This is a genomic window from Lutibacter sp. A80, assembly GCF_022429645.1.
Classification (GTDB): Bacteria; Bacteroidota; Bacteroidia; order Flavobacteriales; family Flavobacteriaceae; genus Lutibacter.
The window spans coordinates 3,885,243-3,908,314 of sequence record NZ_CP092480.1; the positions used below are offsets into that span (position 1 = coordinate 3,885,243).

The following is a 23,072-nucleotide window of genomic DNA, read 5'->3' on the forward strand; positions in this document are numbered from 1 at the left end:
GTTTGAGGTATCTAGTAATAAATACTTAATACCAACTATAAGATACCAACTATAAGATACCAACTACCAGATACTAAAAAAATGATAAAAAACGATTTATTTTTAAGAGCATTAAAAGGAGAAACTGTTGAGCGTCCACCAGTTTGGATGATGCGTCAGGCAGGAAGATATTTACCAGAGTTTATAGCTATTCGTGAAAAATATGATTTTTTCACACGTTGTAGAACTCCAGAATTAGCTTCAGAAATAACAGTACAACCAATTCGTAGATATGGTATGGATGCTGCTATTTTATTTTCTGATATTTTAGTAATTCCTCAAGCTATGAATATTGAGGTTGAAATGAAACCAGGTGTTGGTCCTTGGTTGCCAAATCCTATTCGATCTCAAAAAGATGTAGACAATGTAATTGTGCCAGATGTAACTGTTGAATTAGGTTATGTTATGGAAGCAATTAAAGCAACTAAAGAGTTGTTGAATAACGAGATTCCGTTAATTGGTTTTGCAGGTTCACCTTGGACAATCTTATGTTATTGCGTACAAGGTCAAGGTTCAAAAAACTTTGATAAAGCCAAAGAATTTTGTTTTACACAACCAATTGCAGCGCATACGTTATTGCAAAAAATAACAGATACAACCATTGCTTACTTAAAAGAAAAAGTAAAATCGGGTGTAAATGCTGTTCAAATTTTTGATTCTTGGGGAGGAATGTTATCTCCAACAGATTATCAAGAATTTTCTTGGAAATACATCAATCAAATTATTGAAGCATTAAAAGATGATGCGCCAGTAATTGCCTTTGGAAAAGGATGTTGGTTTGCATTGGAAGATATGGCAAATTCAAATGCATCTGCTATTGGTATTGATTGGACAGTTGCTCCAAAAGTAGCTCGAAAATTAACTGGAAATAAAGTAACTTTACAAGGTAATTTTGATCCTGTTCGTTTGTTATCGCCTCCAAAAGTAATTAAAACAATGGTAAAAGAGATGATTGATGAATTTGGAAAAGATAAATATATTGTAAATTTAGGTCACGGAATTTTACCACACGTACCTTTAGATAATGCCAAAGCATTTATTGATGCTGTTAAAGAGTATAATAACTAGATAATAGAATTGAGATTTTAATATTGAATAGAATTTCATTACTCATTTCTTATTACTAACAACTCACTGCTAATTATGAAGAATCTAATTCAAAAATATAATATTCCAGGACCAAGGTATACCAGTTATCCAACAGTACCTTTTTGGGATAAAGAAGGAATTGCTCAACAAGATTGGGAACGTACAGTTAAAAAATCGTTTGACGAAAGTAATGAAGTAGAGGGAATTAGCTTATACATTCATTTACCTTTTTGCGAAAGTTTATGTACGTTTTGCGCGTGTCATAAAAAAATAACAAAACGTCACGAAGTAGAACAACCTTATTTAGAAACTGTTTTAAAAGAATGGGATTTATATTGTGATTTATTGGTTGAAAGACCAAAAATTAGAGAAATTCATTTAGGTGGAGGAACACCAACTTTCTTTTCTTCAGAAAATTTAAAAAAACTAATAAACGGAATTTTTAAAAGAGCCGATAAGTTTGAAACTTTTGATTTTAGTTATGAAGGACATCCAAATCATACTTCAGAAGAGCAATTACAAACCTTATATGATTTAGGTTCAAGACGAAATAGTTTTGGAATTCAAGATTACGATCCTAAGGTTCAAAAAGCAATACATCGTGTTCAAAGTTTTGAGCAAGTAAAACGTGTAAACGATTTGTCTAGAAAAATAGGTTATGAATCTATCAGTCACGACTTAATTTTTGGATTGCCTTTTCAAACCGAAGAAAGTATACGAAATACCATAAAAAATACCATTGAATTAAAACCAGATAGAATTGCTTATTACAGTTATGCACATGTACCTTGGATAAAAGGAGTTGGACAACGTGGTTTTGATGAAAATGATTTACCTAAAGATACTGAGAAACGTCATTTATACGAATTAGGAAAACAATTGTTTTTTGATAATGGTTATGTTGAAGTTGGTATGGATCATTTTGCTTTGCCAACCGATTCGTTACATAAAGCTATGGAATCTAAAAAATTACATAGAAACTTTATGGGGTATACTGCTGGTAAAACCGAATTAATGATTGGTCTGGGAATGTCTTCAATTTCAGATTCTTGGTATGCTTTTGCGCAAAATGAAAAAGATGTTGATACCTATACTAAAAAAGTGAATAAAGGAATTATTCCAATTTTTAGAGGTCATTTATTAACTGATACGGATTTAGTTATTAGAAAACATATTTTAAATTTAATGTGTAACCTAGAAACTGAATGGGATAATAAATTAAGTGAAAAAGTAAAAACAGAAATTATAGAACGCTTACAAGAGATAATTGACGATGGTTTGGTTGAAGTTTCAAATACTAAAATAACTGTAAAAGAAGAGGGAAGAATGTTTATTAGAAATATTTGTATGGCCTTTGATTTACGTTTAATTGAAAATAAACCAGAAACCAGAGTCTTTTCTATGACTATTTAAGTGTAATTATAAAAATACTTAACTTAAACTCGGACATTTAAAATGTTCGAGTTTTTTTATGCATAATTTGGAGTAAAATCTATCTAGCATATATTTTGTTAAGTATATTAATATGTTTTTAAGGTTAAGTTTTTTTCAAATCAAATATTATTAAATTTTTTATAGGAAACTCTTGCTAGAATATAAAGCTCAACATATTTAATATTGGGCTATAATTTTTGTAAATTTGCCGAACTTAAAAAAACACACATAATGGCAAAATTTGAAGTAAAAATTCCTAAAATGGGTGAAAGTGTTGCAGAAGCAACTATAACTTCTTGGTTAAAAGAAGTTGGCAGTAGTGTTGAACTAGATGAAGCAATTGTAGAAATTGCAACAGATAAAGTAGATTCTGAAGTGCCGAGTGAAGTAGAAGGAACTTTAATAGAGATATTGTATGATGTTGATAGTGTAGTAAAAGTTGGTGATACCATTGCAATAATTGAAACTTTAGGAGAAAACGAAAGTACAAATACTACAGATGAAGTTGAAGTTGTTGATGAAGCTACAACTATTGAATTAGAAAAAGAAGTTAATGAGGTAATTGAAACAACAAGTATAGAAAAAAAATCCGCATCGGGTAAATTTTATTCTCCTTTAGTTAGAAATATAGCAGAAAAAGAAGGTGTTTCAATTGAACAATTAGAAGCTATTGTTGGAACTGGGAAAGACAATAGAGTTACAAAAGATGATATTTTTGCATATTTAGAAAGTGGAAAAAATGAAGTTACACCAGTTGAAAAAAAGGAGCCTGTTTCAAAAAATATAATCGAAAATAAAACTGCAGTAAAACCTGTAACTCCAGTTTCAGTTAATGGAGGTGATGAAATAATTGAAATGAGCAGAATGGGAAAATTAATAGCCCATCATATGTCAGAGTCTGTTCAAACATCGGCACATGTACAATCATTTATTGAAGTTGATGTAACCAATATTGTTAAATGGAGAAATAAAATTAAAGACCAATTTTTTGCACGTGAAGGTGAGAAAATAACCTATACTCCAATTTTTATGCAAGCAGTTGCAAAAGCTATTAAACAATATCCAATGATTAATATTTCTGTTGATGGTGATAAAATTATCAAAAGAAAAAATATTAATTTAGGAATGGCTGCAGCTTTACCAGATGGAAATTTAATTGTACCGGTAATTAAAAATGCAGATCAGTTAAATTTAGTTGGAATAACAAGATCTGTAAACGATTTAGCAAATAGAGCTAGAACTGGAAAATTAAATCCAGATGATATTCAAGACGGTACTTATACTGTTACAAATGTTGGAAGTTTTGGAAGTGTTTTTGGAACTCCAATTATTAATCAACCACAAGTCGCTATTTTAGCTTTGGGTGCTATTAGAAAAGTGCCTGCTGTAATTGAAACACCTGAAGGTGATTTTATAGGAATAAGACATAAAATGTTTATTTCACACTCTTATGATCATAGAGTTGTAAATGGTGCATTAGGAGGAATGTTTATAAAAGTTATTAAAGACTATTTAGAGGCTTGGAGTGTAGATGCTAAATTTTAAAGCAGTCAGATTTTTTATTTTATTCTAAAAAAATATTTTATTAAAATATCTGTATTGTTGAGGTTAAACCATTTTAATTTCATACAATATGGATATTGTTAATTTAAAATAATATAAACGGATTCTCGAAAAGTTTCAATTATGGAGCTTTATTTATCTTAAAATTTATTGATTTTTATTAAAAATTATAACTATGATTGATTTTATTAATCTAATTGATTACACCACTTTTATTAAAGAAGTTTTCCTTGATAGAGGAGTTTCTAATTTTTGGGCAGAGCTATTAAATTTAATTATAACACTAAGTATAATTGCTGTAGGTGCTTATTTTTTAGACAGAACCTTAAGAAGAATTATAATCAAAGGTTTTGATATGTTTTCTGTTAAAACTACTACTACATTTGATGATTTTTTAGTGCAAAGTAAATTTCCTAGGTATATAGCTCATATAATACCTCTAATATTTTTAGAAGCATTAGTTCCATCAATTTTAATAGACTTTCCTCTTTTATTTAAAGGGTTTGAAGATGTTATAAGTATATATGCAATTGTTTTATTTGTAAAAATTATTAGAAGTTTTTTAAGGTCTACACAGCGATACTTAAGAACCAAAGAACGTTATAAGGATAAGCCTTTAGAAAGCTATATTCAAGTTATAATGATTTTTTTATGGGGTTTAGCAATTATTTTTATCATTTATCAATTAACAGGAAGAGATATTTTAAGTTTTGCTACATTAGGTGCAGCATCTGCTGTAATATTGTTAATTTTTAAAGATACTATTTTAGGTTTTGTAGCTTCAATTCAGGTTTCTGTTAACGATATTGTTAGAATAGGTGACTGGATTGCATACCCAAAATTTGGAGCAGATGGTACGGTTACAGATATTAATTTAGCATCAGTTCGTGTGCGTAATTGGGATAATACATTTACTACTATTCCTACATATAGTTTAATTTCAGATTCTTTCCAAAACTGGAGAGGAATGGAAGAGTCGGGTGGACGAAGAATAAAAAGAGCCATTTTAATTAAACAATCTTCTATAAAGTTTTTAACTAAAGATGAAATTGATGGTTTTAAGAAAATAAACTTAGTTTCTGAGTACTTAGAAGATAAATATAAAGAAATAACAGATTATAACAATAAAATTAATGCAGATAAGTCTGTTTTAATAAATGGAAGAAACCTTACTAATTTTGGTGTTTTTAGAAAATACTTAGATGCTTATTTAAATCAAAATGCTTCAGTTAGTAAAGAGTTATTTTCTATGGTTAGGCAATTAGCACCTACCTCAAAAGGAATTCCTCTAGAAATTTATTGTTTTAGTACAAATAAACAATGGGCATATTATGAAGCTATTATGGCTGATATTTTTGACCATGTAATTGCTGCAATTCCTTATTTTGATTTAGAGGTTTTTGAAGAGCCTACAGGAAAAGATTTACAAACCTTTGTAAAGGAATCTCAGAAATAAAAGAATCAATTAATTAAGAGCCTATAAGATTTAAATCTGGGATGTTCAATTTTTTCAACTTTATTTAATTGATATAGAGTTAATTATGTGTTGGTCTAAAATTTAAAACTCACAAATTCTTTATTGTAAAATAAGGAATTTGTGAGTAAAAAAATTAAACCTAATTTAAATTATTCTTCTTCGTGTCCATATTGAGGATCAACTCTATCGTATTTACAGCAGTCGTGTAAACTGTTGTAAGCTTCATCTGTAGCTTTTACTTTTGGAGTGTCATGGCCAACTGCAGCTATATTTTTATGAATGGTAAGTTCATCTACTTTTCGTTCATCCATAATTAAGGAAAGTTCATGAGTTTCTATGCTCCAAGTACAAAATTTTACTCCTTTGGTTTTTAAAACAGCTTTTTCAATACGGTCTTTGCACATTTCACAAATACCATTTACATTAATACTAAGTTTAGCATTCTTATTTTTCTTTTGTGCTTGCGTTGAAATTCCTATAAAAAGAATTGCAATAACTAATAGTGTTTTTTTCATTTTAAAATTTATTTTAAAGGTTATAATTGTATAAAATCGTTATTCAATATTAAATCTAATTCCTGTATAATACATAGCACCAAGTACAGAAGAGTATACAATACTTGAATCAAAATTTGCTCCAAATGGATCATCAGCTCCTAAAATTGGTGTTTTTTGTCTGTGATTGCTTAAGTTTTCACCTCCTAAGTACCACTCAAATCTAGGTGAGAAAACTTTTGTAATTTGCGCATTCATATTGGTATGTGCATCGGCGTATTCAGGTAATTGATAAGCAGATGTAAAAATGCTTGTATCTGGTAAACGTTGTTCACTTATCCAATTATATGTAAAATCAAATTTCCAATTTCCGTCTTTTTCATTTAGATGTGTCTGAAATGATAAGTTGGTGAAAAAACGATTTTTAGGTTGCATTGGTTGTTGTTTTTTACCAGAGATATAGTTGTTTTTTATGTCTTGATATTTATATGCGGTTTTAATATTGAAATGTATAAAAGGACTGTAATTAACTTCAACCTGAAAACTATTAGCTTTTGTATTGCTTGTAGCATTGTAGAATGAAATTTCTGAAGGATTTTCCGTATCTACAATAATTTGTTCACTAAAATCGGTTTTGTAATAATCGAATATAATGTTTCCATTTCTATTTAAAAATTTAAATTTTTGTGTAAATGAAGCTCCATAATTCCAAGCTATTTCAGGATTTAAACCATAAAATTCACCATTATTGTTTAGTATATTAATGGTTCTATTTGTTCCAAAAAGCCATTGGTTTTCAGCAAAAATAGCAGCACTTTTTTTCCCTCTACCAGCAGATAAACGAAATGTACTTGTTTCCCAAGGTGTATATTTTAAATGTAAACGAGGTGTTATAAATGTTTCTAATAAATTGTGATGATCTACTCTAATTCCTGCAGAAAGGCTTAAATTTGATAAGTTATCGTAATTATATTCAAAGAAAGCACCAACAGAGTTTTCGTTTCTTTTGTAATTATTTGTCAAAACTAGTTCATCAAAATTATCAAAAGTGGCACTAACTCCAGTAACAAATTTATTACGAGTATCTGAAATTATAGAATTATAAACAAAATTGGCATAACCACTCTCGTGTTTGATGTTGTAATCATTCAAACCAAAATAAGAATCTTGATTATGAGAACTGTAAGCAACCTGTAACCCTAAATTTTTATAGGGTAATTCAGGATATACATAACCAACTTTTGCTGAGGTTTCAAAACGTTCAGTAGTTATTTCACTTCCCCAAAAAGTAGTAGTTTTTTTATGAATATCTGGTTCGAAATTTATTTCTCCAGTGGTTTTATTATCTTTTAAATACCGTAAATTAATAAAGCTAACCCATCCTTTTTCAGTATCTGTATACTGCCATCGGTTCATAATATTTACTTGTTTTGTAAGTGGAGCATCTAAAAAATTATCGTTATTATCATCTATTTTTTTGTCTCTCATATCTCCATGAAGGTACAAACCTGTATTCCATTTATCGGAAATTTTTGTATTAAAATGAGTATTTAATTCTAACCTACCATTAAGTGAACCATATGTGTTAACAAATAATTTTTTATCGGTTAAAGGTTTTACTAATTCAGCATTTATTTGTCCTGCAATACTTTCGTAACCGTTAACTACGCTTCCGGCGCCTTTAGTAATTTGGATGCTTTCAACCCAAGTTCCAGGCGTAAAAGTAAGTCCATACGTTTGGGCTGCACCTCTTATGTTAGGAATGTTTTCTTGAACTATTTGAATGTATGGACTTGTTAAACCCAACATTTTAATTTGTTTTGTTCCAGTAAGGGCATCGCTATAATTTACATCTATAGAAGGATTGGTTTCAAAACTTTCAGCTAAATTACAACACGCTGCTTTTAAAAGTTCTTCTTTATTTACATTAATTATATTTTTTACAACATAATTAGGTCTGCTAGTACTTTTTCTATTAGTTTGAATTTGAACTTCATCTAATTGGTTGTCGGCTATTAAAATAATAGTTAAATCTTCTGAATTATTTATTGAAATATTTTGAGTTTTATAGCCAATAAAACTGACAATAAGTTTACTATAATCTTCTAGTGTTTGAATTTCAAAATTTCCTTTCTCGTCAGAATTTGTACCTAATTGAGAATTTTCCCAATAAATGCTAGCTCCTAAAATAGGAGAATTATTTGCATCTAAAATGGTTCCTTTAATTGTTTTTTGACTAAATACTATAAAGGGGAATAGTATAAATAATATAAAAATATGTTTATTCATGTTATTATTCTTAATAATTGATAATTAGCCAATATTAGAATTGGCTTTTAAGCTTTTAAAAAAAGCGTAATATCAAATTAAGAATGTTTGAAAAAGGACTTGTTTATTTGCTACAAGTTTTTGGGGAGAAAAATCTTTATAATACTTATTTGCAGTATTTAAATAAGTAGGTTTTTCAATAAAATTATAGTAAAAAGAGGTTAAAAATAAAACCTGATTTTTACTTATTTTAACAGGGTTTGTAGTGTCGAATATTTGAATATCGCTACTAGATGTCTCATTTTTGCAACAATTTTTTTCAGAGAAATTAAGATTGTTGGTTTTTAAAGGATCTTCTTCAGACGTACAACAACTATCAATTTCTTCAGTTGAAATTGTAACTAAATTATCTCCACAAAAATGTTTGTAAACAGAAAAAGATGTTGTAGATAGCAATAAAATTGCTACCATTATAACTGCTGATATTTTTCTGAAAACTTTATTCATTTCGTCAAAAATACAATTTAGAATTAAAATAAATAGTTAAAATATCATAAAATTTATTGTTCGCTTACTTTTAATCGTGCTGTTGCAGTTGTATTATCTTGATTAAAATTATTTTCTAAGTACTTTAAATAGCCAGTAATAGCAATCATTCCAGCATTATCTGTGGTGTATTCAAATTTAGGAATATAGGTAGTCCAACCATATTTAGATTCAGTTTCTTTGAGTGTTTTTCTAATTTCAGAATTTGCACTTACACCACCTGCAATAGCAATATGTTTTATTCCTGTTTTGTTTACAGCTTTTTTAAGTTTATCAAATAGAATTTCAACAATGGTATATTGTATTGATGCACAAATATCGTTCAGGTTTTCTTCAATAAAATTTGGATTTTCTTTTACTTTTTTCTGGATAAAATATAAAATACCTGTTTTTAAACCGCTAAAACTAAAATTTAAATCAGCCATTTTAGGTTTTGTAAATTTAAATGCTAATGGGTTTCCAAGTTTTGCGTGTTTGTCAATTAATGGCCCACCAGGATACGGTAGCCCTAAAATTTTGGCAGACTTATCAAAAGCTTCACCCACTGCATCGTCTAAAGTTTCGCCAATAACTTCCATTGTAAAGTAATTGGTAATTTTTACAATTTGTGTATGTCCGCCACTAATAGTTAAACATAAAAAAGGGAATGGTGGTTTTTGTTTGTCTTCTTCATCAATAAAATGCGCTAAAACGTGTCCTTGCATATGATTTACAGGGATTAACGGAATATTTAATGCAAGTGAAAGTGACTTAGCAAAAGAAGTACCAACCAATAAAGAACCCATTAATCCAGGTCCGCGTGTAAAAGCTATGGCATTTAAGTCTTTTTTGTCGATATTTGCCTGTTGAATTGCCTGTTGTATTACAGGAACAATATTTTGTTGATGTGCACGTGAAGCTAATTCAGGCACAACACCACCATATTTGGTATGAATATCTTGATTTGCAACAACATTTGAAAGTATTTTTCCGTTGCAGATAACAGCAGCGCTGGTATCGTCGCAAGAAGATTCAATACCGAGTATGTAAATTGATTTATTTTTAATCATAATTTAACAAATAAAGGCACGAAAATTGCCATAAAAATGCAAATTTAGCGCATATCAAACGAATAAAAAAAATAGGGCTCAAAATTTTACTGATACTGTTACTTTTTTTAGTAGTAGTAAGTGTATTATTATCTATTCCAAAGGTGCAAACTAGTTTGGGAAAAGCGGCTACAAATTATTTACGAAAAGAATTTCAGGTTGATATAAATGTAGAAAAAGTAAATTTAGCTTTTTTAGGAGATGTAGAATTAAATGAAATTTTTATTAAAGATCATCATGCAGATACTTTAATATATGCCAAAAAATTAACAACGTCTATTTTTAGTTATAAAAACATTATCAATAATAAATTAGAATTTGGTCAAATTTTATTAGGAGATTTTACATTAAATATTAAAACCTACAAAAATGAAGTAGATGATGCGTTAACTGTTTTTGTAGATAAATTTGATGATGGATCTGCAAGAGAAAAACCATCTGGGTTTTTATTAACTGCAACAAAATTAAAGCTACAAAATGGTTATGTTACAATTTCTGATGAAAATGTAGTGAACGAAAATCCGTTGTTTTTTAAAAAAATTACAGGTGAAACCAAAAATTTTAGAATTCAAGGGCCAAATGTTTCAACCGAAATAAAAAATCTTAGTTTTATTGAAAATCACAATTTAAAAATAGAAAGCTTAACTACAGATTTTACGTATACAAAATCTTTTATGAATTTTGAAAATACAGAATTAAAAACCAAAGAGTCTTTAATTTTAGCAGATATTAAGTTTACCTATAATAGGAAAGATTTTTCAGATTTTAACAATTTAGTAATTTTAGATGCTTCTGTAAAACAAGCTGATGTTTCATTAATAGATCTTAAAAATTTTTATAATGAATTTGGTTCGAATGATGTACTACATTTTTCAACCAATATTAATGGAACCTTAAATAATTTTATTGCCAATAATTTACAATTAAAAACCGATAAAGACGCATTAATTTATGGTAATTTAAATTTCAAAAATGCTTTTAATCAAGAAAATGGATTTTCTTTAGATGCTAGTTTTTCTAATTTAACTTCAGATTACAATCATTTAAAAACAATATTACCCGAAGCTTTAGGTAATACATTACCTTCAGAATTTGAAAAATTAGGAAGGTTTACATTAATTGGAGATACTTTTATTACTCCAAAATTAATTGAGGCACAACTAACTTTAGATACTGATCTTGGAACTTCGGTTTCAGATTTGGTATTAACAAATATTGATAATATAGATAAAGCTTCTTATAAAGGCCATGTGAGGCTTATAGATTTTAAGTTAGGAGAAGTAATGAAAGATAGTCTTGTAGGACTTTTAACAATGGAGGCAGATATTGATGGGAGTGGATTTACTTTTGAAAATTTAAATGTTTCGGTAAATGGTAAAGTCTCTAAACATCAATATAAAAACTATACCTATAATAATATTACTTTAAATGGGGTATTTAAAAACAAGCATTTTGATGGTGAAATGGAAGTTAATGATGATAATATAAAGTTGAATTTTAATGGTTTGGCTGATTTATCTAATGATGTTTATAAATTTGATTTTAAATCTACAGTAGATTATTGCGATTTAAATACTATTAATTTATTTAAAAGAGATAGTATTTCAAAAATAAAAGGAGATATTGAAATTAAAGTACAAGGAAATTCTTTTGATGATTTAATAGGTACGGTAGATTTTAAAAATTCACTATACCTAAACCAAAAAGGAAATTACTTTTTTAAAGATTTTAATATCAAATCTTCATTTAGTGATAGCATAAGAACCATAACAATTAATTCTCCAGAAATACTTACGGGTAGAATTGTTGGAAAATTTAAATTTAACGAACTTGGTAAATTAGCACAAAATTCTATTGGTAGTATTTACTCTAATTACAAGCCTTTTGAAGTAGCTGAAAATCAGAATTTAAACTTTAGGTTTAATATTCATAATAAAATTGTTGAAGTATTTTACCCTGAAGTAATTTTAGCTCCAAGAACAACTATTAGAGGAGACATGAGCTCTAACGATAATTCATTTAAATTAAATATAAAATCACCAAAAGTAGAGGCTTATACAAATGTTATTGATGAATTAAATTTACAAATGGATAACAAAAACCCATTATTTAATACACAGCTTACTGTTAACGAAATTAAATCGGATTACTATAATATTTCTAAGCTTCATTTAGTAAACATAACCTTAAGTGATACATTGTATTTTAGAACAGAATTTAAAGGAGGAGCCGAGAATACAGAAAAATTTGACCTTTCATTTTTTCATACTTTTAATAAAGAAAATAAATCTGTTTTTGGATTGCAAAAATCTAATTTTATATTCAAAAATAATACTTGGATTATAAATCCAGATAACAACCTTAAAAATAAAGTTGTATTTGATAGTAAAACAAAATTATATACGATAGATCAGTTTTTAATTGCTTCAAAAGATCAAAAAATTGAATTTCAAGGAACAATACAAGATACTATTAGTAAAAACTTTAAATTCAATTTTCAAAATGTAAAACTATCTAGCGTTACTCCAAATATTGATAGCTTAAAGTTAAAAGGGGTTATTAACGGAGTGTTAAATTATAACCAGTTTAATAAGCAAGTTAAACCAACTGCAGATTTAATAGTTTCAGATTTTAATATTAATAATTCTAATCAAGGAGATTTAAAAGTAGCTGTAGAAGGTAAAAATTCAATGAAAGAATATACAGTAAATGTCTCATTAAAAAGAGATAATAACATAAGTTTTTCAGCAGTTGGAGATCTGGATTTTAGACCTTTAAAACCTACCTTAGATATAATTTTAGATTTTGAAGAATTTAAATTAGATGCATTTAGTCCATTAGGAGAAGACGTTTTTAATAAAATTAGAGGCTTTGCATATGGGAATGTAAATTTAACTGGACCACTTAACAATCCAGATATGACAGGTGAATTGTATTTAGACCAAGCTGGACTTTATTTTCCATATTTAAATGTAGATTACCTTTTTGACGGTACAAGTGTAATTACACTTGAAAAGCAAACATTTAATTTAGAAGATGTTCAAATAGAAGATACAAAGCATAAAACAAGAGGAGATTTAAAAGGAACAATTTCGCATAAGTATTTTGATAATTGGGCACTTAACTTAAACTTAGAAACTAGAAATTTATTAGTGCTAGATACTGAAGAAGATGAAGAATCTTTATATTATGGAACAGGATTTCTTGGAGGAAATGCTACTATAATTGGACAAACAGATAAATTAGTAATAGATGTTATAGGTAGAACAAATAAAGGAACACGCTTTGTAATACCAATTAGCGATGTTAAAACAGCAACATCATCAGAGTTGATAAGATTTGTGAATAGTGATAAAGAAGGAAATGAAGTTGAAAGTAGAAATGCTTTTATTTCAGAAAAATTAAAAGGATTGTCGCTTAATTTTAATTTAGATGTAACCAAAGATGCCGAAGTAGAAATGGTATTGGATAAAGCTACCGGAAGTTCTTTAAAAGGTAGTGGAACAGGTAATTTACAAATAGAACTCGATACCAAAGATAAGTTTAATATGTATGGAGATTTTATAATAGATAACGGAACTTATAATTTTAAATACGGAGGTATAATAAACAAACCATTTAGCGTACAAAAAGGAGGAAGTGTCTCTTGGAGTGGAGATCCATTTACTGCAGATATTAATATAGAAGCAATTTATAGAGTTTCGGCAAATCCGAAATCTTTACTAGAAAATATTACTGCAAATAGAAAAATTCCAATTGACTTAGTAACTCGTTTTTCGGGCGAATTATTTAATTCAACCCGAACTTTTGATATAGAAATACCAAACTCTAGTTCAACTGTTGCTGCTGAGTTGGCTTTTAAATTAAATAGTAATGACGATAATACAAAAACAAGTCATTTTGTTTCATTATTAGCCTCTGGTGCATTTTATAACGAAAGTGATTTAAGTGTAAATACTAATGGTTTGGTGTATGGAACTGCTTCAGATTTAATATCAAATGCATTCGATAATATTGTAAATACAGGAGATAATAAATTTAAATTTAAACCTGTTTATACCTTTGGTGAAAAAAATAATATTGATAATTTAAATATAGACGATCAGTTAGGCTTTAATTTTGGTTACGAAGTAAATGATAGAATTTTAATTAACGGTAAAGCAAGTGTGCCAATCGGTTCTAAAGAGCCTACAAGTTTTATAGGTGAAGTAACCATAGATTTTCTATTGAATGATGCTGGTACATTAACATCATCTATATTTAACCGTCAGAATGAAATTCAATATTCTGAACAAGATGAAGAAGGATATACGCAAGGAATTGGAATAAATCACCAATTAGATTTTGATGATAGTACCGAATTATTAGAGAAATTAGGGTTGAAAAAGAAAAAAGTAAAAGATTCTACAGAAACTGTAAAACCAGCTGTTAAAGAAATTAAAAAAACGAAACCAATCAACATAAAAAAATAATATAAAAAAGATGAGTAAACCAACATTAGTAATTTTAGCTGCAGGAATTGGAAGTCGCTATGGTGGCTTAAAACAATTAGATACTTTCTCAGAACAAGGAGATACAATTTTAGATTTTTCAATTTACGATGCAATCCAAGCCGGTTTTGGAAAAGTTGTTTTTATAATTAGAAAAAGCATTGAAGCAGATTTTAAAGCATTTTTTACACCAAAATTAAAAGACAAAATAGAGGTAGAATATGTGTTTCAAGAACTAGAAAATATACCAGAAAAATATAAGGATAACACTAGAGAAAAACCTTGGGGAACTGGTCATGCATTACTAATGGCAAAAGATGTAATTTCTGAAAATTTTACAGTAATTAATGCTGACGATTTTTATGGAAGAGAAGCATTTGTTGGTATTGCAGAAGCGCTAAAAAACATAGACAAAAACTCTAGTTACTTTAATATGATGGGCTATGTATTAAAAAATACAATTTCAGAATATGGTTTTGTTTCTAGAGGAGAATGTAGAGTAGATGAAAATGGATTTTTAACAGGAATTACAGAACGTACACATATTGAAAAAGTTGATGGAATATTAAAATTTAAAGAAACTGAAGGTGTTTTAAAACCAATTTCTGAAGAAACCATAGTTTCAATGAATTTCTTCGGATTTACGCCAAAATATTTTGAGTTATCCGAATCGCTTTTTGAAGAATTTTTAGAAGAAAATTACAAAGAACCAAAAGCTGAATTTTTTATTCCTAAAGTTGTGAATCACTTAATTGTTAGTGGAAAAGCTACTATGGAGGTTTTAAAATCAGATGCAAGATGGTTTGGAGTAACTTATAAAGAAGATAAAGCTTATGTTACTTCAGAAATTCAAAAATTAAAAGAAGCTGGAGTTTATCCAGCAAAATTATGGTAATTTTATAGTTTATTAATTTTCAATCAAAATTTAATAGTACTTTTGAACTTTAATTATGGGAAAAAAAATTAGTAGAATAGGTGTGCTTACCTCAGGAGGTGATGCACCAGGAATGAACGCTGCAATAAGAGCTGTTGTTAGAGCTTGTGCATATTATAATATAGAATGCTATGGCGTTTATAGAGGATATCAAGGTTTAATAGAAGGAGATTTTAAACAGTTAACGGCTCGTGACGTAAGTAATATTATCAATAGAGGTGGTACAATTTTAAAGTCTGCTAGATCTACCGAATTTAGAACAAAAGAAGGTAGAGAAAAAGCCTATCAAAACATTAAAAAAGCAGAAATAGATGCTTTAGTTTTAATTGGTGGTGATGGTACTTTTACTGGAGGAATGGTCTTTAATGAAGAACATATGCTTCCTTGTATTGGAATACCAGGAACTATTGATAACGATATTTATGGAACAAATTTTACAATTGGTTATGATACTGCATTAAATACAGTTGTAGAGGTAATTGATAAAATTAGAGATACTGCAAGTTCGCATAACAGACTTTTTTTTGTTGAAGTAATGGGACGAGATGCCGGATTTATAGCCTTAAATGCGGGTGTAGGTGCAGGTGCTGAAGAAATTTTAATTCCTGAAGAAGATTTAGGTTTAGATAGGTTGTTAGAATCTTTAAAAAGAACCAAAAGATCGGGTAAATCATCTAGTATTGTAGTGGTTTCTGAAGGAGATAAAATTGGTAAAAATGTATTCGAATTAGCTGATTATGTAGAAGAAAATATGCCGCAATATGATGTAAGAGTATCTGTATTAGGACATATGCAACGTGGTGGTTCGCCAAGCTGTTTTGATCGAGTTTTAGCAAGTAGGTTAGGAGTAAAAGCTGTTGAATTATTATTAGATGGAAAATCTAATTTAATGGTTGGGTTAATAGATAATAAGGTAGCAACAACCGAATTAGATTTAGCTGTAAAAGAACATCACAAAATTAATAAGGAACTATTACGTGTTAGCGATATTATGTCAATTTAATGTGCTTTTTTTTAATAAAACCATAACATAGCACATGATAAAAGTTGGTATAAATGGTTTTGGAAGAATTGGAAGATTAGCATTTAGAGCTATTTTAAATAGAAAAAACATTGAGGTTGTTGCAATAAACGACTTAATGACTATTAATCAATTAGCCTATTTATTAAAATTTGATTCTGTTCACGGACGCTTTAAAGGAACCATAGAAATTAAAAACAATTTTTTAATTGTTAATAATAATTCTATACGAATTACTTCAGAAAAACTACCTGAAGATATTGAGTGGGATGCCCTTGATGTTGATTATGTAATAGAATCTACAGGATATTTTACAGATAAAAATCTAGCGAAAAATCATATTAAAGGAGGTGCAAAAAAAGTTATAATTTCTGCACCTTCAAAAAATGCTCCAAATTTTGTTATGGGTGTTAACCATACAAAATTGTTGAAAAATGATTTAGTAATTTCTAATGCTTCGTGTACAACAAACTGCATTGCTCCCATAGTGAAAGTTTTAAATGATGAATTTGAAATAATTGAAGGTTTAGTAACTACTGTGCATTGTACAACTTCAAGTCAAAATACAGTTGATGGTTTTTCAGACAAATGGAGAAGGGGTAGAGCCGCATTAAACAATATGATTCCTACTTCAACAAGTGCTTCAGAAACATTGATTAAAATTATTCCAGAAATGGAAGGTAAAATTTTAGCAATGGCTGTGCGAGTTCCTGTTGTAGATGTTTCATTAATAGATTTTACGGTGCGTTTAAAAACGGCAACATCTTATGCTAAAATAAAGGAAGTAATGAAAAAGGCTTCAGAAAACGAATTAAAAGGTATTTTAGGCTATACAGAAGATGAAGTTGTTTCTCAAGATTTTGTTTCTGAATCTAGAATTTCTATTTTTGATGCACGAGCAGGAATGGAATTAAATGAAAATTTCTTTAAAATTATTGCTTGGTATGATAATGAATCTGGATATGCAACTAAATTGGTAGATTTAATTGAATATTCAGCTTCACTTTAAAAGATTAAAAGAGTACGAATAGTATTAAAATTAATAAAAAGTATGGAAATTGCAATTATAGCACACGACGGAAAAAAAACAGAAATGGTTCAGTTTTTAATGGATTTTAAAGCATTGCTAATTCAAAAAAAAATCACATTAATTTCTACAGGAACTACTGGTAAAAATGCAGAAAAAGCAGGTTTTAAAGTAGAGAAATTTTTATCTGGACCTTATGGTGGTGATGCACAAATTGCAGCACGTGTTGCAGAAGGAAAAACAAATATGGTTTTCTTTTTTAGAGACCCACTAGGAATGCATCCACACGAACCAGATATTGCAATGTTAATGCGTTTATGCGATGTGCACGATGTTCCATTAGCAACAAACCCTGCAACTGCAGAACTTTTGATAAAATCTATATAGATCTTAAAAAGAGAAATTTAAGAAAATATAAAGAGATTGTTACAGTAGTCTGGAAATACGCCATGCTAAGCTTGTTTAGCTACGCTGAATCTTTGATTTCAGTTTTACATTATTCGGATAATCAATTGCTACGTGAATCTGATGCGGTTTCAGGTTGATGATTATAATACTTTTTTAAATAACATGAATTTTAAAACCTAAAAGGGTATTAATTTAATACTCTTTTAGGTTTCATTTTTCTAATAATCTACAGAAGTTGTTTCTCAACTAATTTTTACCATTATAAAAATAAAATAAAAAGTAAGGTTTTCCCTTACTTTAGTAAAATTAAACCATAAACTTGTGTATTTCAGTAAAATAAACTTGTTTTATTTTGACAAGTATTTTTTTTTTTTTTAAAATTTAACTTGAAAAAGAGTTAAAAGTTGTACTATGAAACATGCAAAACCAATAAAATTCTCATTTAAATTTTTTATTTCATTCAATACAGAAATTCCATTTTTATTGTCATTCCTGCGAAAGCAGGAATCTCATCCTTATTATCTAAACAGAAAAATCCTCTGTTTGCAAAATTTTAAGAACACAATACGCGAATAAAATGTTTAACCTAAAACCAACTAACTATGACATAGCTAATTAATACAAACAGAGGAAGTAAAACGAAAGTAATACTCCTCGCAGACATAACAAAATATTAAAGCGCAATTATGCGCTATTAACTAATTAAAATTTATTAAAATGAACTTTTCAAAGAAAAATCACGAATACAAAATTATAAATATGAAAAGAGTGAGTAAAAAATAATTTTAAGTATAGTATTTGTATTTGCAATTAGTCCACTAACTCAAGTTAGTGCTGCTGAAAATAAGCAAGCTAATTGTGGTGCAGATGCATTTGAACTACAGACATTTCTAGAAGCAGAAGGTTATGATATGGAATTTGCAAATGAGATGGCAAATGATTGGTATGAAGCTTGTCTTTATGTAACAGGATAATATAGTATAAAGAGGTGAGGAACTACTATTTCTCATCTCTTTAGTAAAAGAATTAAAAATAAAAAGTATGAAAAATAAATTAAATTTAACGCTAATATTTTTTCTTTTATTTAGTTTTATTTCACTAACAGCACAAGTTTCAAGTGGAGAAGTTAGTTATAAGCAAAAGATTATTGAAAATTTATTTGATTCAATTGCAATAAAAAAAATAGATACAAAATTCAGGAGTCAATTAGACTTTGTTAATAAAAGTCTAAGAACGCATTCTGATAATTTTGAATTTATATTGAAATTTAATAGAGCAGAATCAATTTATAAATTAGTTAAAAAAATGAATAATGATAAAGATAGAGGTTATAAAATTGCTGCAAAATATTCTAGAATAGATGATGTATATTATAAAAATATCCAAAGCGGTGAAAAACTTGTTCAAAAAGAGTCTTTTGGAGAATTATTTATAATTAAATATGATTTAAATAATATTAAATGGAAACTCATTAATAAAACTAAAACAATTAAAAATTATGAATGCTTTATGGCAACTACAACGAAAATCGTGAAGAACAGTAAAGGGGTCTTTGAAAAACCTGTTATAGCATGGTATTCACCCGATATTCCTTTAAATTATGGACCAAAAGGATATGGAGGTTTGCCTGGTTTAATTTTAGAGCTGCATGAGGATAAGTTGATGTATTATGTAACTAAAATTAAGTTAAACCCTATAGGTACAATTGAAATAATTAAGCCAGAAAAAGGGAAAACCCTTACAGAAAACGAATTTGAACTAAAAATAAAAGAGATGTCTAGTGGTTTTTGGAGAGATTAAAAGTAATACTATAACCTTGAATAAATTGGTAAATTTATTAAGTAGACTTAAAAAAGATTTTAATTAAATAAAAAACTATGAAAAAAACATCGATTTTTATTTTTCTATTATTTTCTGTTTTAATTCACTCTCAGCAAAAATATAGTGGGGAAGTATTCTATAATATTAGTTTAAAAACAAAAAAATCCAAAAAATCTGATGTTATAAAAGAGCCGACTAGAGGTGAAAAGATAAGTGAAAAAGAGTACAAAAAACTACTTGAAAATTATTTTCCAGACTTTAATAAAAACTAGAATGCCTCAAAAAAAGGTTTTATCATTTACATTATTTTTTATAATTGGTATTTGTATTACAAACGCCCAAACCATTACTCTTAAAGGTAGCGTAAAAGACAGCTTGCAAAACCCATTAAGTTATGCTAACGTACTAGCAAAACCAGCAGATGTTTCTAAAAATTTACAGTTTAGTATTACGGACAATGATGGTTTGTATAAATTAGAACTCTCAAAAAATGAAGTTTATACTATTTCTGTAAGTTATATGGGTTTTAAAATGGCTAGTTTTAAGTTTACAGCAACAGAAAATACGCAACAACATATTGTTTTAAAAGATGCACCAAACGAATTGCAAGAAGTTGTAATTGAAATACCTGTAACCGTTAAAGAAGATACTATAACCTACAATACAAATAAATTTGTAACAGGCGAAGAACGTAAACTAAAAAATGTACTTAAAAAATTGCCAGGTGTTGAAGTTGATAAAAATGGAGGTGTAACAGTACAAGGTAAAAAAGTAACTACCTTATTGGTAGAAGGTAAAAAGTTTTTTGGTGGTGGTTCTAAATTAGCGGTTGAAAACATCCCTGCAAATGCCATTGATAAAATACAAGTTATAGACAATTATAACGAAATTGCTTTTTTAAAAAATGTATCAGATACAGACGAAATGGCAATGAATATTTTGCTGAAAGAAGATAAAAAACAATTTGCCTTTGGAGATATTGAAGCTGGAAAAGGTACTAAAGATTTTTACAGGACGCACGCTAATTTGTTTTATTACAGCCCAAAAACAAATGTAAATTTTATAGGAAATTTAAACAATACTGGCGAAAAAACTTTTACGTTTAGAGATTATATGAGTTTTCAAGGAGGTATTAGTGCCGCTTTAAAAGGAGATGGTTCCATTTACAATGTTTCAGCAAGTGATTTTGCTAACTTTATGGAAACACAAGATTTGGTAACTAGCTCCAACAAATTTGGAGCTTTAAATATTACTAATGTTGTAAATAGTAAATTAGATATTTCTGGCTATGCAATTTTTTCACATTCAAAAAATAAAACGTTAACAGAAAATATAAATCAATATACTGCATTTACTGAAGAAAAAGAAAACACTTCAAACAGTAGAAATATTTTAGGGATTGGGAAATTTAATATAGAATATGCACCTACTAGAAACCAACAATGGTATTTTAAAACGCAATTTAAAAAAACCGATAATTTAAAAAGTAATAATATTCTTTCACGTATTGAAAATGAAGACAGATCTATATTTTCAGAAAATAATGCGGAAGCAATTTACTTAAATCAGAATATAGAATGGCATCAAAAAATGTCGAATAAACATACGTTTTCTTTTGCTGCAGATGTTACTTTCGATAAAAATAACCCAAGCACACTTTGGGGAACAAACAATGCTATTTTACAAGGTTTAATTCCTGTTGAGGAGTCAGGAAATTATAGTATAAATCAACATAAAGAAATACAAAACACTACAATACATAGTGTTTTTAAACATTATTGGGTGTTAAATAATTTTAACCATATTTATACAACTTTAGGTAATAAATATAGCAACGAAGCCTTTTTTACAAAAGATAGTCAGAAATTGCAAGATGGAACTACAAATAATTTTGCTTCCGCAGGTTTTGGAAACGATTTAGACTACAGGTTAAACGATTTATTTTTAGGCGTTCATTATAAATTTAAAACAGGTATTTTTGAATTAAAACAAGGTGCTTTTTTGCATAATTATAATTGGAATTTAAAGCAGCAGCAAACTAAAAAAAGTAATAAAATAGTAATGTTACCAGATTTTTCAGCAGAAATTAAGTTTAGTAATTCCAAAAAAATAAAAATAAATTATCAGTTAAAAAGTGCTTTTTCAGATGCTTCAAAATTGGCAAATCGGTTTTATTTACAGTCGTATAATTCGGTGTACAAAGGAAACGAACATTTAGAGAATGAGTTGTATCATACTGCAAGAATGTATTACAGCCGTTTTAGTTTGTACCGAGGTTTAATGTTGTTTGGAGGAATAAATTATACTAAAAAAGTTAAAGGACTTCAAAATGCAGTTCAATTTGAAGATACGGATCAATTTGTTTCTCCAATTTTGGTGAGCAATGCCTCAGAAAACTGGAGTTTTAATTTAAATATTGATAAAAAAATAAAGAAATTAAAATACGGGCTTAATACAAGAGTGTTAACTTCAACTTATCTTCAAAACATAAATGAGGCTTTTGTTACCAATAAAAGTAACAATTATAGTTACACACTTTCAGTAAAAACGTTGTTTGATAAATTTCCAACAATTGAAGTAGGTTTTGAACAAAGTATTGGTAATTATACTTCTAGTAATTCAACTTCAAAATTTATTACGAACCAACCATACTTAAATATTGATTACGACTTTTTAGAAGGATTTATTTTTTCTTTTGAATATGAAAATTACAATTACGAAAACAAAACATTTAATCAAAAAAACACCTATCAAATAGCAAATTCTACACTTTCTTATAAAAATGAAGACAGTGCTTGGAGTTTTAAACTAGATGCTCAAAATTTATTTAATGTAAAATACAAGCAGCAAAACAGTTTTTCTTCGTATATAATTTCAGATTCTAAAACCTATATTTTACCAAGAATTGTAATGTTTTCTATTGGTTATAATTTGTAATGAAATTTTTTAAAAATAGTTGTTTTTGTAATTACTTTATAGCAATCACAGAAATTTCTACGTTTACATATTTGGGTAAATTTGCAACTTCCACAGTTTCGCGTGCTGGAGCTGTTTCTGAGTTAAAATAACTTCCATAAACTTCATTTATTTCAGTGAAATTTTTCATATCAGAAATAAAAATTGAAGTTTTTATAACATTTTCAAAAGTCATTTCAGCAGCTTCTAAAACAGCTTTTATGTTTTCCATAACTTGCGTAGTTTCTTTTTGTATAGAGTCTAAAACTAATTCACCAGTTTGTGGGTTTAAAGCTATTTGACCTGAAGTGTATAAGGTATTTCCTGTTAAAATTGCTTGGTTATATGGACCTATTGGTGCAGGAGCATTTGGTGTGTTAATTATTTTTTTCATATCTATATTTTTAAACGTTTACAG

17 protein-coding genes are annotated in these 23,072 nt (G+C 28.3%); 12 read left to right on the plus strand and 5 right to left on the minus strand.

From position 1 onward, the window contains the following. Positions 1-81 precede the first annotated feature (81 nt). From hemE to MHL31_RS16060, 4 genes are all read left to right on the plus strand, one after another. Positions 82-1,107, plus strand: a complete 1,026-nt coding sequence (gene hemE, locus MHL31_RS16045; RefSeq protein ID WP_240227004.1) for a uroporphyrinogen decarboxylase — start codon at positions 82-84, stop codon at positions 1,105-1,107. A gap of 75 nt (positions 1,108-1,182) precedes the next feature. Continuing rightward, positions 1,183-2,541: an oxygen-independent coproporphyrinogen III oxidase gene (hemN, locus tag MHL31_RS16050; RefSeq protein ID WP_240227005.1), complete on the plus strand. Its 1,359-nt coding sequence runs from the start codon at positions 1,183-1,185 to the stop codon at positions 2,539-2,541. A 252-nt stretch (positions 2,542-2,793) separates the two neighbouring features. Next, a complete protein-coding gene (locus tag MHL31_RS16055; RefSeq protein ID WP_240227006.1) occupies positions 2,794-4,107 on the plus strand; it encodes a dihydrolipoamide acetyltransferase family protein in 1,314 nt (437 codons plus the stop codon). 193 nt (positions 4,108-4,300) lie between these two features. Continuing rightward, entirely contained in the window at positions 4,301-5,581 is a 1,281-nt protein-coding gene (locus MHL31_RS16060) for a mechanosensitive ion channel family protein (RefSeq protein WP_240227007.1), read from the plus strand. Positions 5,582-5,751: 170 nt separating this feature from the next. Here MHL31_RS16060 and MHL31_RS16065 read toward each other — a convergent pair whose 3' ends face one another. The 4 genes from MHL31_RS16065 to tsaD all read right to left on the minus strand — a co-directional run bounded on the left by MHL31_RS16065 (position 5,752) and on the right by tsaD (position 9,959). Further along, a complete protein-coding gene (locus MHL31_RS16065; protein WP_240227008.1) occupies positions 5,752-6,117 on the minus strand; it encodes a heavy-metal-associated domain-containing protein in 366 nt (121 codons plus the stop codon). A 39-nt stretch (positions 6,118-6,156) separates the two neighbouring features. Further along, positions 6,157-8,385 (minus strand): TonB-dependent receptor, encoded by a 2,229-nt coding sequence (locus tag MHL31_RS16070; protein ID WP_240227009.1) that lies wholly within the window; start codon positions 8,383-8,385, stop codon positions 6,157-6,159. Positions 8,386-8,457: 72 nt separating this feature from the next. Next, complete coding sequence (locus MHL31_RS16075; RefSeq protein ID WP_240227010.1) at positions 8,458-8,871, minus strand: hypothetical protein; 414 nt, start codon at positions 8,869-8,871, stop codon at positions 8,458-8,460. Between the two features lie 53 nt (positions 8,872-8,924). Then, positions 8,925-9,959 (minus strand): tRNA (adenosine(37)-N6)-threonylcarbamoyltransferase complex transferase subunit TsaD, encoded by a 1,035-nt coding sequence (gene tsaD, locus MHL31_RS16080; protein WP_371824127.1) that lies wholly within the window; start codon positions 9,957-9,959, stop codon positions 8,925-8,927. A 143-nt stretch (positions 9,960-10,102) separates the two neighbouring features. Here tsaD and MHL31_RS16085 point away from each other — a divergent pair, with 143 nt between their 5' ends. The 8 genes from MHL31_RS16085 to MHL31_RS16120 all read left to right on the plus strand — a co-directional run bounded on the left by MHL31_RS16085 (position 10,103) and on the right by MHL31_RS16120 (position 22,636). Next, entirely contained in the window at positions 10,103-14,470 is a 4,368-nt protein-coding gene (locus MHL31_RS16085; RefSeq protein ID WP_240227011.1) for a translocation/assembly module TamB domain-containing protein, read from the plus strand. Positions 14,471-14,480: 10 nt separating this feature from the next. Beyond that, on the plus strand, positions 14,481-15,383 hold the full coding sequence (locus tag MHL31_RS16090; RefSeq protein ID WP_240227012.1) for a sugar phosphate nucleotidyltransferase: 903 nt from the start codon (positions 14,481-14,483) through the stop codon (positions 15,381-15,383). 55 nt (positions 15,384-15,438) lie between these two features. Beyond that, positions 15,439-16,425 (plus strand): 6-phosphofructokinase, encoded by a 987-nt coding sequence (pfkA, locus tag MHL31_RS16095; protein WP_240227013.1) that lies wholly within the window; start codon positions 15,439-15,441, stop codon positions 16,423-16,425. 34 nt (positions 16,426-16,459) lie between these two features. Beyond that, a complete protein-coding gene (gene gap / locus MHL31_RS16100; protein WP_240227014.1) occupies positions 16,460-17,452 on the plus strand; it encodes a type I glyceraldehyde-3-phosphate dehydrogenase in 993 nt (330 codons plus the stop codon). A 42-nt stretch (positions 17,453-17,494) separates the two neighbouring features. Continuing rightward, positions 17,495-17,857, plus strand: a complete 363-nt coding sequence (locus MHL31_RS16105; protein ID WP_240227015.1) for a methylglyoxal synthase — start codon at positions 17,495-17,497, stop codon at positions 17,855-17,857. Between the two features lie 1,062 nt (positions 17,858-18,919). Beyond that, positions 18,920-19,678, plus strand: a complete 759-nt coding sequence (locus MHL31_RS16110) for a GLPGLI family protein (protein WP_240227016.1) — start codon at positions 18,920-18,922, stop codon at positions 19,676-19,678. 77 nt (positions 19,679-19,755) lie between these two features. Then, complete coding sequence (locus MHL31_RS16115) at positions 19,756-19,971, plus strand: hypothetical protein (RefSeq protein ID WP_240227017.1); 216 nt, start codon at positions 19,756-19,758, stop codon at positions 19,969-19,971. 1 nt (position 19,972) lies between these two features. Further along, positions 19,973-22,636, plus strand: coding sequence for a carboxypeptidase-like regulatory domain-containing protein (locus MHL31_RS16120; RefSeq protein ID WP_240227018.1), 2,664 nt, complete (start codon positions 19,973-19,975; stop codon positions 22,634-22,636). A 31-nt stretch (positions 22,637-22,667) separates the two neighbouring features. Here MHL31_RS16120 and MHL31_RS16125 read toward each other — a convergent pair whose 3' ends face one another. Beyond that, the gene (locus MHL31_RS16125) at positions 22,668-23,048 is read right to left on the minus strand and encodes a RidA family protein (protein ID WP_240227019.1); all 381 of its coding nucleotides are present in this window, start codon (positions 23,046-23,048) and stop codon (positions 22,668-22,670) included. Positions 23,049-23,072: the final 24 nt, after the last annotated feature.

Bases quoted from the DNA above. Each gene is read 5' to 3' on its own strand.
- hemE (WP_240227004.1), top strand. From the start codon at position 82: ATGATAAAAAACGATTTATTTTTAAGAGCATTAAAAGGAGAAACTGTT.
- hemN (WP_240227005.1), top strand. From the start codon at position 1,183: ATGAAGAATCTAATTCAAAAATATAATATTCCAGGACCAAGGTATACC.
- MHL31_RS16055 (WP_240227006.1), top strand. From the start codon at position 2,794: ATGGCAAAATTTGAAGTAAAAATTCCTAAAATGGGTGAAAGTGTTGCA.
- MHL31_RS16060 (WP_240227007.1), top strand. From the start codon at position 4,301: ATGATTGATTTTATTAATCTAATTGATTACACCACTTTTATTAAAGAA.
- MHL31_RS16065 (WP_240227008.1), bottom strand. From the start codon at position 6,117: ATGAAAAAAACACTATTAGTTATTGCAATTCTTTTTATAGGAATTTCA.
- MHL31_RS16070 (WP_240227009.1), bottom strand. From the start codon at position 8,385: ATGAATAAACATATTTTTATATTATTTATACTATTCCCCTTTATAGTA.
- MHL31_RS16075 (WP_240227010.1), bottom strand. From the start codon at position 8,871: ATGAATAAAGTTTTCAGAAAAATATCAGCAGTTATAATGGTAGCAATT.
- tsaD (WP_371824127.1), bottom strand. From the start codon at position 9,959: ATGATTAAAAATAAATCAATTTACATACTCGGTATTGAATCTTCTTGC.
- MHL31_RS16090 (WP_240227012.1), top strand. From the start codon at position 14,481: ATGAGTAAACCAACATTAGTAATTTTAGCTGCAGGAATTGGAAGTCGC.
- pfkA (WP_240227013.1), top strand. From the start codon at position 15,439: ATGGGAAAAAAAATTAGTAGAATAGGTGTGCTTACCTCAGGAGGTGAT.
- gap (WP_240227014.1), top strand. From the start codon at position 16,460: ATGATAAAAGTTGGTATAAATGGTTTTGGAAGAATTGGAAGATTAGCA.
- MHL31_RS16105 (WP_240227015.1), top strand. From the start codon at position 17,495: ATGGAAATTGCAATTATAGCACACGACGGAAAAAAAACAGAAATGGTT.
- MHL31_RS16110 (WP_240227016.1), top strand. From the start codon at position 18,920: ATGAAAAATAAATTAAATTTAACGCTAATATTTTTTCTTTTATTTAGT.
- MHL31_RS16115 (WP_240227017.1), top strand. From the start codon at position 19,756: ATGAAAAAAACATCGATTTTTATTTTTCTATTATTTTCTGTTTTAATT.
- MHL31_RS16120 (WP_240227018.1), top strand. From the start codon at position 19,973: ATGCCTCAAAAAAAGGTTTTATCATTTACATTATTTTTTATAATTGGT.
- MHL31_RS16125 (WP_240227019.1), bottom strand. From the start codon at position 23,048: ATGAAAAAAATAATTAACACACCAAATGCTCCTGCACCAATAGGTCCA.